This is a genomic window from Streptomyces sp. VNUA24 (assembly GCF_029167005.1).
Taxonomy (GTDB): Bacteria; Actinomycetota; Actinomycetes; order Streptomycetales; family Streptomycetaceae; genus Streptomyces; species Streptomyces scabiei.
Map to the genome: position 1 here is coordinate 3,085,509 of NZ_CP119143.1, position 14,943 is coordinate 3,100,451.

The following is a 14,943-nucleotide window of genomic DNA, read 5'->3' on the forward strand; positions in this document are numbered from 1 at the left end:
ACTGCCTTGGCCCGTCAGCTTTCTGACTGTTCGTCACATATCCCGGACGACCGCGCCTCCGCGGCGCGCAGCAGGGCCGCCGTCTCTGGGTGCGGGCCGGCGGTCGCCCAGTCGAGCGGGGTGCGGCCCGTGCCGTGGTCCTCGCGGAGGCCGGGGTCGGCGCCGTGGTCGAGGAGTGCCCGCACCGTCTCGGTGTGCCCCCAGCACGCGGCGCCGCACAGCGGCGTGCCCTCCGTGCCGCGTCCGCTCTCGGTGTCGGGCCGGGCCCCGGCCGCGAGCAGCACGCGTACCGTGTCCGCGGCTCCGTGGACGGAGGCCGCGTACAGGGGTGTCGTCCCCTCGGCGTCGGTCGTCTCGGCCGGGGCTCCGGCCCGCAGCAGCGCGCGGACCCGTGTCGTGTCCCCGACCATCGCGGCCGACACCAGCCGTGCGGACCACTTCTTGCGCCGCCGCCTGTTCACCCTGCGCTCCTCCTGCCGCTGACGTGCGAGTGCGTCAGCCCATCACACGCCCGGCCGGGAGGCGACCTCTTTTCCGCGAAGGTCCACGGCGGTCAGGGCCAGCGCCAGCGGGCCCGGTACGAGGAGGGCGAGCGGCAGCAGCATCCAGGCGCTCAGTGCCGCCGTGGCCACGGCCAGCACGACCAGTGCGCTGCCGCCCGGATCACGGACCGTGTCCCGGGCCGCCGCCCGCAGTGCCGCCGGCCAGTCGTCGACCGACTCCGGGCGGGCGCAGGCGCGCAGGCCGGTCACAGCGGCGCCCGCGCCGACGGCCGCGGCGAGGAAGGCGAAGGCCCTCCCGCCCGGAAGTCCGGCGGCCGCCAGGGCCAGATCGGCGAGGACGAGCGCCAGGCCGGTCAGGGCCACGAGTCCGGCGGCGAGGTCACCCGGGCGCAGGCGCCGCCGCAGTGCCACGAGAAAGCGGCCGGCCGTGACCGGACGGTCCTCCCGTACGCCCCGCAGCAGCGCGCAGGCCGTGGAGAGCGCGGCGGGCAGGGTCACCAGGGGGAGGCTCACCACCGTCACCGCGATCCCGATGCTCAGCACGTCCGCGAACAGTGTCATCCGCGGGCCGAAGATCTCGCCCGGCTCCCGTTCCCTGCCGGTGCGCACACCGCTCACCCCTATCCCTTGATCCCGGAGTTGGCCATGCCCTCCACGAGGAACCGCTGGAACGCCAGGAAGAACAGCACGATCGGCAGGAGGGCGATCACCGACATGGCGAACATCGGGCCGAACGCCGAGGTGCTCGACGCGTCGACGAAGGACCGCAGCGCCAGGGTCAGGGTGAACTTCTCGGGCGAGAACAGATAGATCAGCTGGGTGAAGAAGTCGTTCCAGGTCCAGATGAAGGTGAAGGTGAAGGTGAAGATCGCGGTGGTGATCAGGGCGGGCCGGGTGAGGGGCAGCATCACCGAGAAGAAGCTGCGGAAGGGTCCGCATCCGTCGATGCGGGCCGCCTCCTCCAACTCCCTCGGCAGGCCCCGCACGAACTGCACGATGAGGAAGACGAAGAACGCCTCCGTCGCGAGGAACTTCGGCAGGATCAGCGGCCAGTAGGTGTTCACCATGCCGAGCTGGTTGAAGATGATGTACTGCGGGATCAGTACGGCGTGGTGCGGCAGCATGATCGTCGCGATCATGAAGGCGAAGAGCGGTCCGCGGAAGCGGAATCGCAGGCGGGCGAACGCGTACGCCGCCAGGGAGCAGGACAGGACGTTCCCGACGACCGCGCCGCCCGCGATCAGCAGGGAATTGCCGAGCAGCCGTACACCCGCGCCCACGGCTCCCCGGCGGCCGAGACCGACCCCTTCGCCCTCCACCTGCGGGACTCCCCCGTCCTCACCTCCCTCTACCTGGACGCCGAGCGGGAGGACGGCTACCACCGCGACCGGAACGTCTTCGCCCCCGGCGTGAGCATCGAGGACGACATGGCGGTCCTCGTCCGCTACGACTCCGGCGCCACGCTGACGTACCACCTGACGGCCTACTCCCCTTGGGAGGGCTACCGCGTCGCGTTCAACGGCAGCGAGGGCCGCCTCGAACTGCTGGTGGAGGAGTCCACCTGGACCCGCCCCGGCGTCCGCGGGACCGGCGCGGGCCCGGTCCTGCACGGTGCCGAGGCCGGCGAGGGGGCCGGCCGGACCGAACTGCTGGTCCGCCGCTTCTGGGAGCCGCCGCGCGAGGTGAGGCCGGCCGTCGGCGAGGGCGGGCACGGCGGCGGCGACGTCCGCATGCTGGCCGACCTGTTCGGGGAGCGCGCACCGGACGCGCTGGGGCGGGCGGCCGACGCGGTGGACGGGGCACGCTCGCTGGTGACGGGGCTGGCGGCGAACCGGTCGCTGGAGACGGGGGTGCCGGTGGCGGCGCGGGAGGTGCTGGACGTCTGAACCGCCGCCCGGTCCGCGTCCGGGCCGTTCGCGTCCGGGCCGTCCGGGGGCGGGTCGTCCGGGGGCGGTGCCGGAGCGGCCCCCTGGAGTTCAGCGGATGTCGCCGGAGGTCACCAGACGAGGTCGAGGCGTTCCGGGGCGCGGTGGATCAATGTCGGGCGCATGGTGATCCGTTGGTCCTCCGCGAGGCGCAGGCCCGGCAGGCGGCTCGTCAACAGCCGCAGGGTGATGCGCAGTTGTTCACGGGCGAGCTGCGAGCCCGGGCACGCGTGGGCGCCGAGGCCGAAGGAGAGGTGGCGGCCGGCGGCGGGCCGGGTGATGTCGAAGTCGTCGGGGCGCGGGTGGCGTGAGCCGTCCCGGTTGGCGCTGCCGAAGGCCAGGAACACCGGTGTCCCGGACGGGAGTTCGGTGCCGGAGAGGGTGACCGGCCGGGTGGTGACCCGGCGGAAGCCCTGCAACGCGGTGTCGTGACGGGCGGCTTCCTCGACGGCGGCCGGGATGCGCTCCGGCTCGGCGCACAGCAGCTCCCACTGCCGGCGGTCGCGCAGCAGGTGCAGCAGGGCCGTCCCGATGAGGGCGGTCGTGGTCAGGTGTCCGGCGATCAGGAGGTTCTGCAGATGGGAGACGACTTGGTGGCGGTGATCGAGCGTCAGCTCACCGACGTCGGTGTGCGTACCGGTGGCGGTGTCGTTGCCGTTGTCGTTTCCACTGCCGACGACGGACCTGATGAGTTCGGTGCCCAGATCCTCGCGGGGGTCGGCGTGCCGGGCCCGCACGAACGCGTCGAGACGGTGGGCTGCGGCGACCACCTCCTCGGCAGCCGCGATCTGCTCGGCCTCCGTCATGGGCCGGAACAGCAGCCGTTCGGCCCGGTGACCGGCGCGGACCAGCGCCGGGACGTCCTCCGGGTCGAAGCCGACGAGGCGTCCGACGACTTCCCCGGGGAGGCGGCCCGCATAGGCGGACATCAGCTCGACCCGCCCACTCTCGGCGAAGCCGTCGATCAGGGCGGCGGCCCGCTCCTCGGCGTACGGGAGGACGGCGGCGACCCTCGCCGGTGACAGCCCGCGCACGATGGGGGCCCGCAGCTCCTGGTGCAGGGTGCCGTCGGCGGTGACGACGACGGGGCGGCCGCCGAACCCGCCGCCGAGCACGGCCAGCGCGGCGGGGGCGGGCATGACGTCGGGGCGCAGCGCGTTGGCCGACGAGAAGTCCTCCGGGCGCCGCAGCACCTCCCGTACGTCGGCGTCCCGCGCGACGAGCCAGGAGTCCAGCTCGGGGACGTACGTCAGCCCCTCCGCCGCCCTGGCCCGCGCGTAGTGCGGATACGGATCGCGCTGCAACTCGTCGAGCCTGCCGTGCAGTTCGGCATCCACGGGAGCACCTTCCGGCCGGGGCGGACGTGCGGTCGCGCCTCATGGTGCCGTACGGCGGGGGCCGTCGGTAGGGCTCCGCGCCGGCCCTACCCCTCGCCGTCCCTACCCCGTGCGGGTCGCACGGGGTAGGGACGGACCGGGGCGCCTACGATCACATCGTGGTTCTCTTCCTCCTGGAACGCCTCCCCCCGCTCCCCGCGGACCGCGCCTGGCAGCGTCTCACCGACTGGCCCCGGCACGCCGGAGTCGTCCCGCTGACCCGCGTCACCGTCCGCACACCTCCCCCGAACGCGCTGGGCACGGTCTTCGTGGCCCGCAGCGGCCTCGGCCCGCTCGCTTTCGACGACCCGATGGAGGTCACGGTCTGGCAGCCGCCGGAAGGAGGGGCGCCCGGGCACTGCCGTCTGGTCAAGCACGGTTCGTTCGTCACCGGATGGGCGGAGATCGAGGTCCACCCGCACGACGCCGGTACGTCCCGTGTGGTGTGGCGGGAGGACCTGCGGGTGCGCGGACTACCGACCCTCCTCGACCGACCGCTGGCGCTCGTGGCACGACGGACGTTCGGCCGGGCGGTGGACACACTGCTCGCACCCGACGGCCGACAACAGGACTGAGCCCCGGCCACCAGGGCGTTCGCCCGACGGCGCTAAGGGCCCCGGTCCCGGCGTCGTTGTCAGACCTCCCGGCTACCGTCGCGGAGCATGACCACTCACCACGAGCACGCCGTCCGGGCGTCCTACGACACGGTCGCCGGCGACTACGAGAAGCTGCTCAGAAACGAATTGGCGAACAGCCCGTTCGAACGGGCGATGCTCGGGGTGTTCGCCGAGCGGGTGCTGGGCGCAGGAGGGGGCCGCGTGGCGGACCTGGGATGCGGTCCAGGGCGGGTCACCGGGCATCTGGCCTCGCTGGGGCTCGACATCTGCGGGATCGACCTCTCGCCGGAGATGGTCGCCGTGGCCCGCTGGGCGCACCCGCGGCTGCGGTTCGACGTGGGCGCGATGACCGCGCTCGACTTCGAAGACGGCTCGCTGGCGGGCGCGCTCGCGTGGTACTCGACAGTCCATACTCAGCCCGCCGAACTCCCGCTCCTTTTCCGCGAGTTCCACCGGGTCCTGGCCCCCGGCGGCCTGCTCGCGCTGGCGTACAAGGTGGGGGACGAGTCCGTGCACCTGTCGCATGCGTACGGTCATTCCCTCGACCTCGACGTGCACCGCTTTCCGCCCGGTCTGGTCGCGGAGCTACTGGTCCAGGCCGAGTTCGTCGAGTCGGCGCGGCTGGTGCGGGAGGCGGACGGGCCGGACACCACTGCGGCCACCCCGCAGGCGTACGTGCTGGCGCGCAAGCCCGTGTGAACCTCCGGGAGCATCGCGGACCGGGCGGTGGTCAGGGTGTGCCCGGGTCGCCGTTCCGGGGGGTGGCCAGGCCGTCGCGGCGGTCGCGGTCGCCGTCGCCCGTGGTGCTGAGGAGGGTGTCGCAGATCTCGCGGAGCTTGTCGGTGGCCTGTTTGGAGAACAGTCCGCAGAGCCCGGCGATGCCGGAGAAGCCGTACGGGTTGGTGGCCCCCGCACCGGAGCTGCCCGCGAACAGGCCGCCGCGCAGCAGGAGGTACACGAGCAGGGCCAGGGCCACGCCGATGCCGGCGCGCAGGAGGTACCACCACAGCCAGCTCGCGTAGAGCCGCCGGTTGCCGACGTAGGTCGCGAACGAGGTGGCCGCGTGGACGAAGCTGCCCAGCGCGCTGCACACGACCACGGCGAGCAGCATCGCGGTGTCGGCGGTCAGGGACCAGTCGCCGAGGCCGAAGGGTGACCAGCGCGCGGTGGCCGTCGGCTCCGCCCCGGGTTCGACCGTCGCGAGCACCACGGGCCAGAGCGTCACCAGGGCCCCGCAGACGAAGACGACGTCGGCGAGGAGGAAGAGGCCGAGCAGGGTGGTCGAGACGGTGGACAGCCGACGGTCGGGGGCGGGAGCGCCTGGGTCGCCGTCCGTACCGGGGTCCCGGTCGTCGGTCTCGGGGTCCCGGTCGTCGGTGCGCTCGCCCGCGGGCGTGCCGTCGGCGCGTCCGTCCTCGTTCCCGGCGTCACTTCCGCTGTCGTCCGCGCCCGCGGCCGGGCGCCCGTCGTCGTTCGCCGCGCTCAACTGACCGCCCCCGTAGTGCTGTTGTCCTGGAGCAACGGTCCGTCCTCGCCCTGCGGAGGTCAAGTCGCGGGCGCGGGTTCGGGTCGGGGGCTCAGGAGACCCGCAGGCCCGGCAGTCGCGTGGCGGCGGGTGAACGGTCGGGGGAAGCGTCGTGGTGGATCGGGGTGTGCGCGCCGGTCAGGGGGACGCCGCTGCCGCCGCGCCGGGCGGCGACGATCTCGGCGGCGATGGACAGGGCCGTCTCCTCCGGGGTGCGGGCCCCGAGGTCGAGGCCGATCGGGGACCGGAGCCGGACCAACTCCCCTTCGGTGACGCCTGCTTGACGGAGCCGTTCGTTGCGGTCGAGGTGGGTGCGGCGGGAGCCCATCGCTCCGACGTAGGCGACGGGGAGCCGCAGGGCGAGCTGGAGGAGCGGGATGTCGAACTTGGCGTCGTGGGTGAGGACGCACAGGACCGTACGGGCATCGACGGTGGTCCGCTCCAGGTAGCGGTGGGGCCAGTCGACGACGATCTCGTCCGCCTCCGGGAAACGGTCGCGGGTCGCGAACACGGGGCGGGCGTCGCAGACGGTGACGTGGTGGCCGAGGAACTTGCCGACGCGGACCAGCGCCGACGCGAAGTCGATCGCGCCGAAGACGATCATCCGGGGCGGCGGGACGGACGACTCGACGAGGACGGTGAGCGGTGCTCCGCACCGTGAGCCCCGCTCCCCGATCTCCAGGGTGCCCGTGCGACCGGTGTCGAGCAGGGCACGGGCCTCGGCGGCCACGGTGCGGTCCAGTTCGGGATGGGCGCCACAGCCGCCGGCGTACGAGCCGTCCGGGCGGACCAGCAGGGCGCGGCCCCGCAGGTCCGCCGGGCCGGAGACGATCCGGGCCAGCGCCGCCGCCTCCCCGCCCGCGGCGGCACGGAGCGCGGCGGCGACCACCGGACGGACCGGGTCGCCGGTCCGGACCGGGGTGACGAGGATGTCGATGACGCCGCCGCAGGTCAGACCGACCGCGAAGGCGTCCTCGTCGCTGTAGCCGAAGCGTTCGAGCACCGGTTCGCCGTCCGCCAGCGCCTGTTGGCACAGGTCGTAGACGGCGCCCTCCACGCACCCGCCGGAGACCGAGCCGATCGCCGTGCCCTCGGCGTCCACCGCGAGGGCGGCGCCCGGCTGCCGGGGAGCGCTGCCGCCGACGGCCACCACGGTGGCCACGGCGAAGTCGCGCCCCTGCCCGACCCACCGGTGCAGTTCCTCGGCGATGTCCAGCATGTTCGGTCTCCTTGAAGCAACGGGTCCGCGGACGGTACTCGGCGCCGGGCGCCTAGCGCACGCCCAGCCAGCCCTCGATCGGATGGAGGGCGAAGAAGACGAGGAAGACCGCCGTCAGGCCCCACATGAACGCGCCGACCTCCCGCGCCCGGCCCTGGGCCAGTTTGACGGCGGCGTAGGAGACGACCCCGGCGGCGACTCCCGCGGTGATGGAGTACGTGAACGGCATGATGACGACGGTCAGGAAGACCGGTACCGCCGTGGCCCGGTCCGACCAGTCGATGTGCCGGGCGTTCGTCATCATCATCGCGCCGATGACGACGAGAGCGGCGGCCGCGACCTCGCCGGGCACGATCGCCGTGAGCGGGGTGAGGAACAGACAGGCCGCGAAGAACAGGCCGGTGACGACCGAGGAGAGCCCCGTGCGGGCGCCCTCGCCGACGCCGGTCGCCGACTCGACGAAGACGGTCTGGCCCGAGCCGCCGGCCACCCCGCCGATCGCACCGCCCGCGCCGTCGATGAACAGCGCCCTGGACAGACCCGGCATCCGGCCCCTGTCGTCGGCGAGCCCGGCCTCGGTCCCCACCCCGATGATGGTGGCCATGGCGTCGAAGAACCCGGCGAGCACGAGTGTGAAGACGATCATGCCGACCGTCATGGCGCCGACATCCCCCCAGCCGCCGAACTCGACGTGCCCGAACAGCGAGAAGTCCGGCATCGAGATAGCGCCGCCGCGCAACTCCGGTGCGCCGCCCGCCCATTGCTTCGGGTCGATGACACCGAGGGCGTTGAGGACGACGGCGAGGACCGTACCGCCGACGATGCCGAGCAGGATCGCGCCGGGAACGCCACGGGCCTGGAGCATGAAGATCGCGAGGAGGGTGAGCGCGAAGAGCAGGACCGGCCAGCCGGCCAGCTCCCCCGCGGGCCCGAGGCTGACCGGAGTCGCCTCGCCTTGGTGCACGAAGCCGGCCTTGTAGAAGCCGATCAGGGCGACGAAGAGGCCGATGCCCATGGTGATGGCGTGCTTCAGTGCCAGCGGGATGGCGTTCATGATCAGCTCGCGCAGGCCGGTGACGACCAGGAGCATGATGATCACGCCGTAGATCACGCACATGCCCATCGCCTGCGGCCAGGTCATCCGGGGGACGACCTGCGAGGCGATGACACCGGAGACGGAGAGGCCGGCGGCCAGGGCGAGCGGGACCCGGCCGACGAAGCCCATGAGGAGGGTGGTGACGGCCGCCGCCAGGGCGGTCGCCGTGATCAGGGCCTGCTGGCCGAGGGGGGTGCCGGCGGCGTCCCGGCCGGACAGGATGAGCGGGTTGAGCAGGAGGATGTACGCCATCGCCATGAAGGTGGTGACGCCGCCGCGGACCTCTCGGGCGAGCGTGGATCCTCGGTGGGTGATCTGGAAGTACCGGTCGAGACGGGACCGGCCGGTCGGGTCGGGGGTGCCGTCGCCGGCCGTCCTCGGCTGGAGCGACTGTTGGGCCATGGGGCGTTCTCCCAAGGTTCACAGGGACCCGGCCGTTGCACTGGGCTTCGGCGGGATTTGGGATGGTGCCCGACCCGGGGGACGGCCCGAGACGGTGGGGTGTGCGTGTGGGTTGCGTTGTCGGGTGCGGGTGGGTGGGGGCTGGTCGCGCAGTTCCCCGCGCCCCTGAAAGACCAGGCCCTGCGGGCCTGAAAGCCACCGGCCCTGCGGGCCGAAAAGCACGGGGCGCAGCACCGGCTTTTCAGGGGCGCGGGGAACTGCGCGACCAACCCCCACCGGACCCGCGCCCGGCGGCGACAACTACGCCGTACCGGTCAGATGCTCCGGCCGCACCGGCGTCCGGTTCAACTCCAGCCCCGTCGCGGAGCGGATCGCCGCGAGGACGGCCGGCGTGGACGACAGGGTCGGAGCCTCGCCGACCCCCCGCAGCCCGTACGGCGCGTGGTCGTCGGCGAGTTCGAGCACGTCGACGGGGATGGTCGGCGTGTCGAGGATCGTGGGGATGAGGTAGTCCGTGAAGGACGGGTTGCGCACCTTCGCGGTCTTCGGGTCGACGATGATCTCCTCCATCACCGCGATGCCGAGCCCCTGGGTCGTACCGCCCTGGATCTGGCCCACCACGGAGAGCGGGTTGAGCGCCTTGCCCACGTCCTGGGCGCAGGCCAGTTCGACGACCTTGACCATGCCCAGCTCGGTGTCGACCTCGACGACCGCGCGGTGCGCGGCGAAGGAGTACTGCACGTGGCCGAACCCCTGCCCGGTGCGCAGGTCGAAGGGTTCGGTCGGCCGGTGCCGCCACTCCGCCTCGACCTCGACGGCCTCGTCACCGAGGACGTCCACGAGGTCGGCCAGCACCTCACCGCCGTCGGTGACGACCTTGCCGCCCTCCAGCACCAACTCGGCCGTGGCCCAGGCCGGATGATGGGAACCGAACCTGCGGCGCCCCAGCTCCAGCACCTTCTCCCGCACCAGCTCGCAGCTGTTCCTCACCGCGCCGCCCGTGACGTACGTCTGCCGGGACGCGGAGGTCGAGCCCGCCGAACCCACCTGGGTGTCGGCGGGGTTGATCGTCACCCGGGCGACGCCCAGTTCCGTGCGGGCGATCTGCGCGTGGACGGTGATGCCGCCCTGGCCGACCTCCGCCATGGCCGTGTGGACGGTGGCGACGGCCTCTCCGCCGACGACCTCCATACGGACGCGGGCCGTGGAGTAGTCGTCGAAGCCCTCGGAGAAGCCGACGTTCTTGATGCCGACGGCGTAGCCGACTCCCCGGACGACCCCTTCGCCGTGTGTGGTGTTGGACAGGCCGCCCGGCAGCTGGCGTACGTCCGCGGCCTCGCCCGCCGTGAGCCACTGCTGCTCCGGCGGCAGGGGCATCGCCTTGACGCGGCGCAGGAGTTCGGCGACCGGCGCCGGGGAGTCCACCGGCTGGCCCGTCGGCAGCAGGGTGCCCTGCTCCATGGCGTTGAGCTGCCGCAGCTCCACCGGGTCCATGCCGAGCTTCGCCGCCAGTTTGTCCATCTGTGCCTCGTAGGCGAAGCACGCCTGGACCGCGCCGAAACCGCGCATCGCGCCGCAGGGCGGGTTGTTGGTGTAGAGGGCGATCGCCTCGATGTCGACGTCCTCGACGACGTACGGTCCGGCGCCGAGGGAGGCCGCGTTGCCGACGACGGCCGGGGAGGCGGAGGCGTAGGCGCCGCCGTCGAGGACGATGCGGGCCTTGAGGTGGGTCAGCCTGCCGTCGCGCGTGGCCCCGTGCTCGTAGTGCAGCTTCGCGGGGTGGCGGTGGACGTGCCCGAAGAAGGACTCGAAACGGTTGTAGACGATCTTCACGGGCTTGCCGGTGCGCAGGGCCAGCAGACAGGCGTGGATCTGCATCGACAGGTCCTCGCGGCCGCCGAAGGCGCCGCCGACGCCGGCCAGGGTCATGCGGACCTTGTCCTCGGGCAGGCCGAGCACGGGCGCGATCTGGCGCAGGTCGGAGTGGAGCCACTGGGTGGCGATGTAGAGGTCGACCCCGCCGTCCTCGGCGGGCACGGCGAGCCCGGACTCGGGGCCGAGGAACGCCTGGTCCTGCATGCCGAAGACGTACTCGCCCTCGACGATGACGTCGGCGCGCTCGCGGGCCGCCGCCACGTCGCCGCGGACGATCGGCTGGCGGTGGACGATGTTCGGGTGGGCGACGTGCGCGACATGGTGGTCGGTGCGGCCCTCGTGGACGAGGACGGCGTCCGGCGCGGTCGCGGTGGCCTCGTCGGTGACGACCGGCAGTTCGCGGTACTCCACCTTGATCTTGGCGGCGGCGCGGCGCGCGGTCTCCGGGTGGTCGGCGGCGACGATCGCGACGGGCTCGCCGTGGTGGCGGACCTTGCCGTGCGCGAGGACCGGGGTGTCCTGGATCTCCAGGCCGTAGTTCCGGACGTCGGTCGGCAGGTCGTCGTAGGTCATGACGGCGTACACGCCGGGGGTGGCGAGGGCCTCGGCCGTGTCGATGGAGACGATCTCGGCGTGGGCGACCGTGGAGCGCAGGATCTGGCCCCAGAGCATGTCCTCGTGCCACATGTCGGAGGAGTACGCGAACTCGCCGGTGACCTTGAGGGTGCCGTCGGGGCGGAGTGTGGACTCGCCGATGCCGCCCCGGGTGCGCGAGCCCTGGGTGAGGTGGACGGGCAGGCCGGTGGTTCCCATGGCTCAGACCCCTTCGGACTGCCGGGCGGCCGCGAGGCGGACCGCGTCCATGATCTTCTCGTAGCCGGTGCAGCGGCACAGGTTGCCCGACAGCGCCTCGCGGATGTCCGCGTCGCTGGGGTTCGGGGTACGCTCCAGCATCTCGTCGGCGGCGACGAGCAGGCCCGGCGTGCAGAAGCCGCACTGCACGGCGCCGGCGTCGATGAACGCCTGCTGGACGGGCGACAGTTCGCCGCCCTCGCCGGTCTGCGAGTCGGTGCCCCGGGCCGCCCACCGCTTGGCCTCGTCGAGCGAGGTCCCGCCCGCACCGGCCGTATCGCAGGCGCCCGCCGCGCAACCGCCCTTCTCCGCGCGCTGCTTGGCGAAGTCGGCCAGCCCTTCGACCGTGACGACCTCCCGCCCCTCCACCTGTCCGGCGGCGACCAGGCACGAACACACCGGCACGCCGTCCAGCCGGACGGTGCAGGAGCCGCATTCGCCCTGCTCGCAGGCGTTCTTGGAACCCGGCAGGCCCATCCGCTCGCGCAGCACGTACAGCAGGGACTCGCCCTCCCACACGTCGTCGGCTTCCTGGGGACGGCCGTTGACCGTGAAACGGACGCGCATTACGCGACTCCCTCCGTGGTGGCGGCGGTGCCGCGGTAGGACTCCCAGGTCCACATCAGCGTGCGGCGGGCCATGACGCCGACCGCGTGGCGGCGGTAGCTCGCGGTGCCGCGGACGTCGTCGATCGGGTTGCAGGCGCCGGCGCACAGGTCGGCGAACTGCTTGGCGACCGACGGGGTGATGATCCGGCCGTTGTCCCAGAAGCCGCCCTCGTCGAGCGCCGCGTTCAGGAACTCCTCGGCGGCCCTGGCCCGGACGGGGGTCGGCGCGGCCGAGCCGATGCCGGTCCGGACGGTCCGCGAGGACGGGTGGAGGGCGAGCCCGAAGGCGCACACGGCGATGACCATGGCGTTGCGGGTGCCGACCTTGGAGTACTGCTGCGGGCCGTCCGCCCTGTCGATGTGGACGGCGCGGATCAGCTCGTCCGGGGCGAGGGCGTTGCGCTTGACGCCGGTGTAGAAGTCGTCGATGGGGATGAGCCGGGTGCCGCGTACGGACTCGGCCTCGACCTGGGCGCCCGCCGCGAGGAGGGCCGGGTGGGCGTCGCCGGCCGGGGAGGCGGTACCGAGGTTGCCGCCGACGCCGCCGCGGTTGCGGATCTGCGGGGAGGCGACCGTGTGCGAGGCCAGGGCGAGGCCGGGCAGCTCGGTACGGAGGTTCTCCATGATCCGGGTGTAGGGGACGGACGCGCCGAGGCGGACCGTGTCCGCGCCGACCTCCCACTCGGAGAGTTCGCCGATCCGGTTCAGGTCGAGCAGGTGTGCGGGCCGCCGGTGGTCGAAGTTGATCTCGACCATCACGTCGGTGCCGCCGGCGATCGGCACAGCGGCGGGGTGCTCGGCCTTCGCGGCGAGCGCCTCCTCCCAGCTGGCGGGGCGAAGGAAGTCCATGTGACCGGCTCTCTTCTTCGTCTGTGTCGTTCTCTTTGAGCCAGATCGTGTGTGGCGGGCCCGGCTCGTCCATGGGCTGTTCACGTGTGGTGTGTCTCAGTACACAGCGCCCGCCGGGCCCCGGTCAGTCACGGAAAACATGAAGGAGTTGGCTGGCCAAGGGGCGCATCTTGTAGATTCGTATGAACGGAGGCCGTCAGCAACCTCTGCGTTTTCGGCTGGAAACATCCCGCACACACGCGGGGTCCCGGCCTCCACGACCACCCTCCCCCGGAAGCCCCGGACCTGCTTCCCGGGCGAACCGAACGTTGTTTTCTAGACAAGAACGGCGGCGACTAGAATGCGGCTGCGCGCACTGCTGGACACCGACGCGCTGGGTCTGCGGCTGCTCGGCGGCGGGGACGAGCTGGACCGCACCGTGCGCGGTGTGATGACCACCGATCTCAGGGACCCCAGCCGCTACCTCTCCGGCGGCGAGCTGGTGCTCACCGGCCTGGCCTGGCGCCGCGACGCCGCCGACTCCGAGCCCTTCGTACGGCTCCTGGCCGGTGCCGGGGTGGCGGCGCTGGCGGCCGGGGAGGCCGAGCTGGGCGACATTCCGGAGGACCTCGTCGTGGCCTGCGCCCGGCACCGGCTCCCGCTCTTCGCGGTCCACGAGTCGGTGGCCTTCGCGACGATCACCGAGCACGTCGTACGGCAGGTCTCCGGGGAGCGCGCCGGGGATCTGGCGGCGGTGGTGGACCGGCACCGCCGGATGATGACCTCGGGCCCCGCGGGCGGCGGCCCGGACGTGGTGCTGGACCTGCTGGGCTCGGACCTGGACCTGCGCGCCTGGGTGCTCTCCCCCACCGGCCGGCTCGTCGCGGGCCCCGAGGACGGCGGGCCCGCCCTGCCCGCGGAGCTGCGCGCGCGGCTGGCCGCCGAGCACCTCGCCGCGACCCGCACGGGACGCCGGGGACCGCACCGCGTGAGCGTCGGCACCACCACGTACTCGCTCTTCCCGGTCGGCGGCGCGGGCCGCGGCACGGACTCCGGCGGGGCCGCCGCCCGCGACGAGCGCATGGCCGTGCTGTCCGAGTGGCTCCTCGCGGTCGAGGCCGACGCCGGGGACTGGCCGGCCGAGCGGCTCGACCTGCTGTACGGCGTCACCCAGCTGATCGCGGTCGAGCGGGACCGGCGCGACGCGGCGCGTACGGTACGGCGCCGGCTCGCGCAGGAGGTCCTGGAGCTGGTGCAGGCGGGGGCGGCCCCGGCCGAGATCGCGGCCCGGCTGCGGGTGGCCGCGCCGGTGCTGCTGCCCGGCCTCGGGTCGGCGCCGCACTGGCAGATCGTCGTGGCCCGCCTCGACCGGGACGGCGAGGCGGCCGACGGCGGCCCGGTCACCCAGGCGCTGCTGGAGGAGATCCTCGTCGACCCCCTGGCGACGGGGCCGGAGCCCTCGGACCGTATCGCCGTCGCCCACACGGGTGAGGAGGCCGTCGCCCTCGTCCCGCTCCCCGCGCTCGCCTCGGGGCCCGACGGAACGGAGCCCGGCATCCACGCCGACACGCTCCTCACCGCCGTACGGGACCCGCTGGCCGCCGGACTCGACGACGACGGACGGCTCACCCTCGGCGTGAGCGCGGCCGTGCACTCGGCGGAGGGCCTGCGCGGCGCGCTGGAGGAGGCCCGGCACGCCCGCCGGGTCGCGGCGGCCCGCTCTGGCCGGGTGTGCGCGGCGGGCCATCAGGAACTGGCGTCGCACGTGCTGCTGCTGCCCTTCGTCCCCGACGACGTGCGCCGCGCCTTCACGGCCCGGCTCCTGGACCCCCTGCGCGACTACGACCGGCGGCACCGCGCCGAGCTGATCCCCACCCTGGAGGCGTTCCTGGAGTGCGACGGCTCCTGGACACGCTGCGCCGCGCGGCTCCACCTGCACGTCAACACGCTGCGCTACCGGGTGGGCCGCATCGAGCAGTTGACGGGACGGGACCTCTCCCGACTGGAGGACAAACTGGACTTCTTCCTGGCCCTGCGCATGAGCTGAGGCGATGGGGTGGTGGGCGAAGATCCAAGTGCGCCGTCCGCACCCCATGACTTTGTGAATTCCTTCACCC

Annotated in this window: 13 protein-coding genes and 1 pseudogene; 4 read left to right on the forward strand and 10 right to left on the reverse strand. The window is 73.1% G+C overall.

Translation table 11 applies throughout. The annotated features are described in order from the left end of the window. Nucleotides 1–14 precede the first annotated feature (14 nt). From PYR72_RS12890 to PYR72_RS12900, 3 genes and pseudogenes are all read right to left on the reverse strand, one after another. On the reverse strand, nucleotides 15–461 hold the full coding sequence (locus PYR72_RS12890; protein WP_275455477.1) for an ankyrin repeat domain-containing protein: 447 nt from the start codon (nucleotides 459–461) through the stop codon (nucleotides 15–17). 42 nt (nucleotides 462–503) lie between these two features. Further along, nucleotides 504–1,121 (reverse strand): hypothetical protein, encoded by a 618-nt coding sequence (locus PYR72_RS12895; RefSeq protein ID WP_275455478.1) that lies wholly within the window; start codon nucleotides 1,119–1,121, stop codon nucleotides 504–506. Nucleotides 1,122–1,123: 2 nt separating this feature from the next. Further along, a pseudogene (locus PYR72_RS12900) lies at nucleotides 1,124–1,768 on the reverse strand (carbohydrate ABC transporter permease); the annotation flags it as partial. A 144-nt stretch (nucleotides 1,769–1,912) separates the two neighbouring features. Here PYR72_RS12900 and PYR72_RS12905 point away from each other — a divergent pair. Next, nucleotides 1,913–2,389, forward strand: a complete 477-nt coding sequence (locus PYR72_RS12905) for a hypothetical protein (RefSeq protein ID WP_343245524.1) — start codon at nucleotides 1,913–1,915, stop codon at nucleotides 2,387–2,389. A gap of 110 nt (nucleotides 2,390–2,499) precedes the next feature. Here PYR72_RS12905 and PYR72_RS12910 read toward each other — a convergent pair whose 3' ends face one another. After that, a complete protein-coding gene (locus tag PYR72_RS12910) occupies nucleotides 2,500–3,765 on the reverse strand; it encodes a cytochrome P450 (RefSeq protein WP_275455479.1) in 1,266 nt (421 codons plus the stop codon). A 158-nt stretch (nucleotides 3,766–3,923) separates the two neighbouring features. Here PYR72_RS12910 and PYR72_RS12915 point away from each other — a divergent pair, with 158 nt between their 5' ends. Further along, nucleotides 3,924–4,379: an SRPBCC family protein gene (locus tag PYR72_RS12915; RefSeq protein WP_275455480.1), complete on the forward strand. Its 456-nt coding sequence runs from the start codon at nucleotides 3,924–3,926 to the stop codon at nucleotides 4,377–4,379. Nucleotides 4,380–4,466: 87 nt separating this feature from the next. Beyond that, on the forward strand, nucleotides 4,467–5,120 hold the full coding sequence (locus tag PYR72_RS12920; RefSeq protein ID WP_275455481.1) for a class I SAM-dependent methyltransferase: 654 nt from the start codon (nucleotides 4,467–4,469) through the stop codon (nucleotides 5,118–5,120). Between the two features lie 31 nt (nucleotides 5,121–5,151). Here the strand turns inward: PYR72_RS12920 and PYR72_RS12925 are convergent, their stop codons facing one another. The 6 genes from PYR72_RS12925 to PYR72_RS12950 all read right to left on the reverse strand — a co-directional run bounded on the left by PYR72_RS12925 (nucleotide 5,152) and on the right by PYR72_RS12950 (nucleotide 12,847). Next, entirely contained in the window at nucleotides 5,152–5,907 is a 756-nt protein-coding gene (locus tag PYR72_RS12925) for a hypothetical protein (RefSeq protein ID WP_275455482.1), read from the reverse strand. A 91-nt stretch (nucleotides 5,908–5,998) separates the two neighbouring features. Beyond that, nucleotides 5,999–7,165, reverse strand: a complete 1,167-nt coding sequence (locus PYR72_RS12930) for an XdhC/CoxI family protein (RefSeq protein ID WP_275455483.1) — start codon at nucleotides 7,163–7,165, stop codon at nucleotides 5,999–6,001. A 52-nt stretch (nucleotides 7,166–7,217) separates the two neighbouring features. After that, nucleotides 7,218–8,663 carry an NCS2 family permease gene (locus PYR72_RS12935; RefSeq protein ID WP_275455484.1) on the reverse strand — a complete coding sequence of 482 codons (1,446 nt, stop codon included), beginning with the start codon at nucleotides 8,661–8,663 and terminating at the stop codon, nucleotides 7,218–7,220. A gap of 300 nt (nucleotides 8,664–8,963) precedes the next feature. Further along, nucleotides 8,964–11,351 (reverse strand): molybdopterin cofactor-binding domain-containing protein, encoded by a 2,388-nt coding sequence (locus PYR72_RS12940; protein WP_275455485.1) that lies wholly within the window; start codon nucleotides 11,349–11,351, stop codon nucleotides 8,964–8,966. 3 nt (nucleotides 11,352–11,354) lie between these two features. Then, nucleotides 11,355–11,957: a (2Fe-2S)-binding protein gene (locus PYR72_RS12945; RefSeq protein WP_275455486.1), complete on the reverse strand. Its 603-nt coding sequence runs from the start codon at nucleotides 11,955–11,957 to the stop codon at nucleotides 11,355–11,357. Continuing rightward, nucleotides 11,957–12,847 carry a xanthine dehydrogenase family protein subunit M gene (locus PYR72_RS12950; RefSeq protein ID WP_275455487.1) on the reverse strand — a complete coding sequence of 297 codons (891 nt, stop codon included), beginning with the start codon at nucleotides 12,845–12,847 and terminating at the stop codon, nucleotides 11,957–11,959. The genes PYR72_RS12945 and PYR72_RS12950 overlap by 1 nt, the downstream gene beginning before the upstream one ends. A gap of 340 nt (nucleotides 12,848–13,187) precedes the next feature. On the opposite strand from PYR72_RS12950, the gene PYR72_RS12955 reads away from it, so the two are divergent. Next, nucleotides 13,188–14,873, forward strand: coding sequence for a PucR family transcriptional regulator (locus PYR72_RS12955; RefSeq protein ID WP_275455488.1), 1,686 nt, complete (start codon nucleotides 13,188–13,190; stop codon nucleotides 14,871–14,873). Nucleotides 14,874–14,943 lie beyond the last annotated feature (70 nt).

Bases quoted from the DNA above. Each gene is read 5' to 3' on its own strand.
- PYR72_RS12920 (WP_275455481.1), top strand. From the start codon at position 4,467: ATGACCACTCACCACGAGCACGCCGTCCGGGCGTCCTACGACACGGTC.
- PYR72_RS12930 (WP_275455483.1), bottom strand. From the start codon at position 7,165: ATGCTGGACATCGCCGAGGAACTGCACCGGTGGGTCGGGCAGGGGCGC.
- PYR72_RS12935 (WP_275455484.1), bottom strand. From the start codon at position 8,663: ATGGCCCAACAGTCGCTCCAGCCGAGGACGGCCGGCGACGGCACCCCC.
- PYR72_RS12940 (WP_275455485.1), bottom strand. From the start codon at position 11,351: ATGGGAACCACCGGCCTGCCCGTCCACCTCACCCAGGGCTCGCGCACC.
- PYR72_RS12945 (WP_275455486.1), bottom strand. From the start codon at position 11,957: ATGCGCGTCCGTTTCACGGTCAACGGCCGTCCCCAGGAAGCCGACGAC.
- PYR72_RS12950 (WP_275455487.1), bottom strand. From the start codon at position 12,847: ATGGACTTCCTTCGCCCCGCCAGCTGGGAGGAGGCGCTCGCCGCGAAG.
- PYR72_RS12955 (WP_275455488.1), top strand. From the start codon at position 13,188: ATGCGGCTGCGCGCACTGCTGGACACCGACGCGCTGGGTCTGCGGCTG.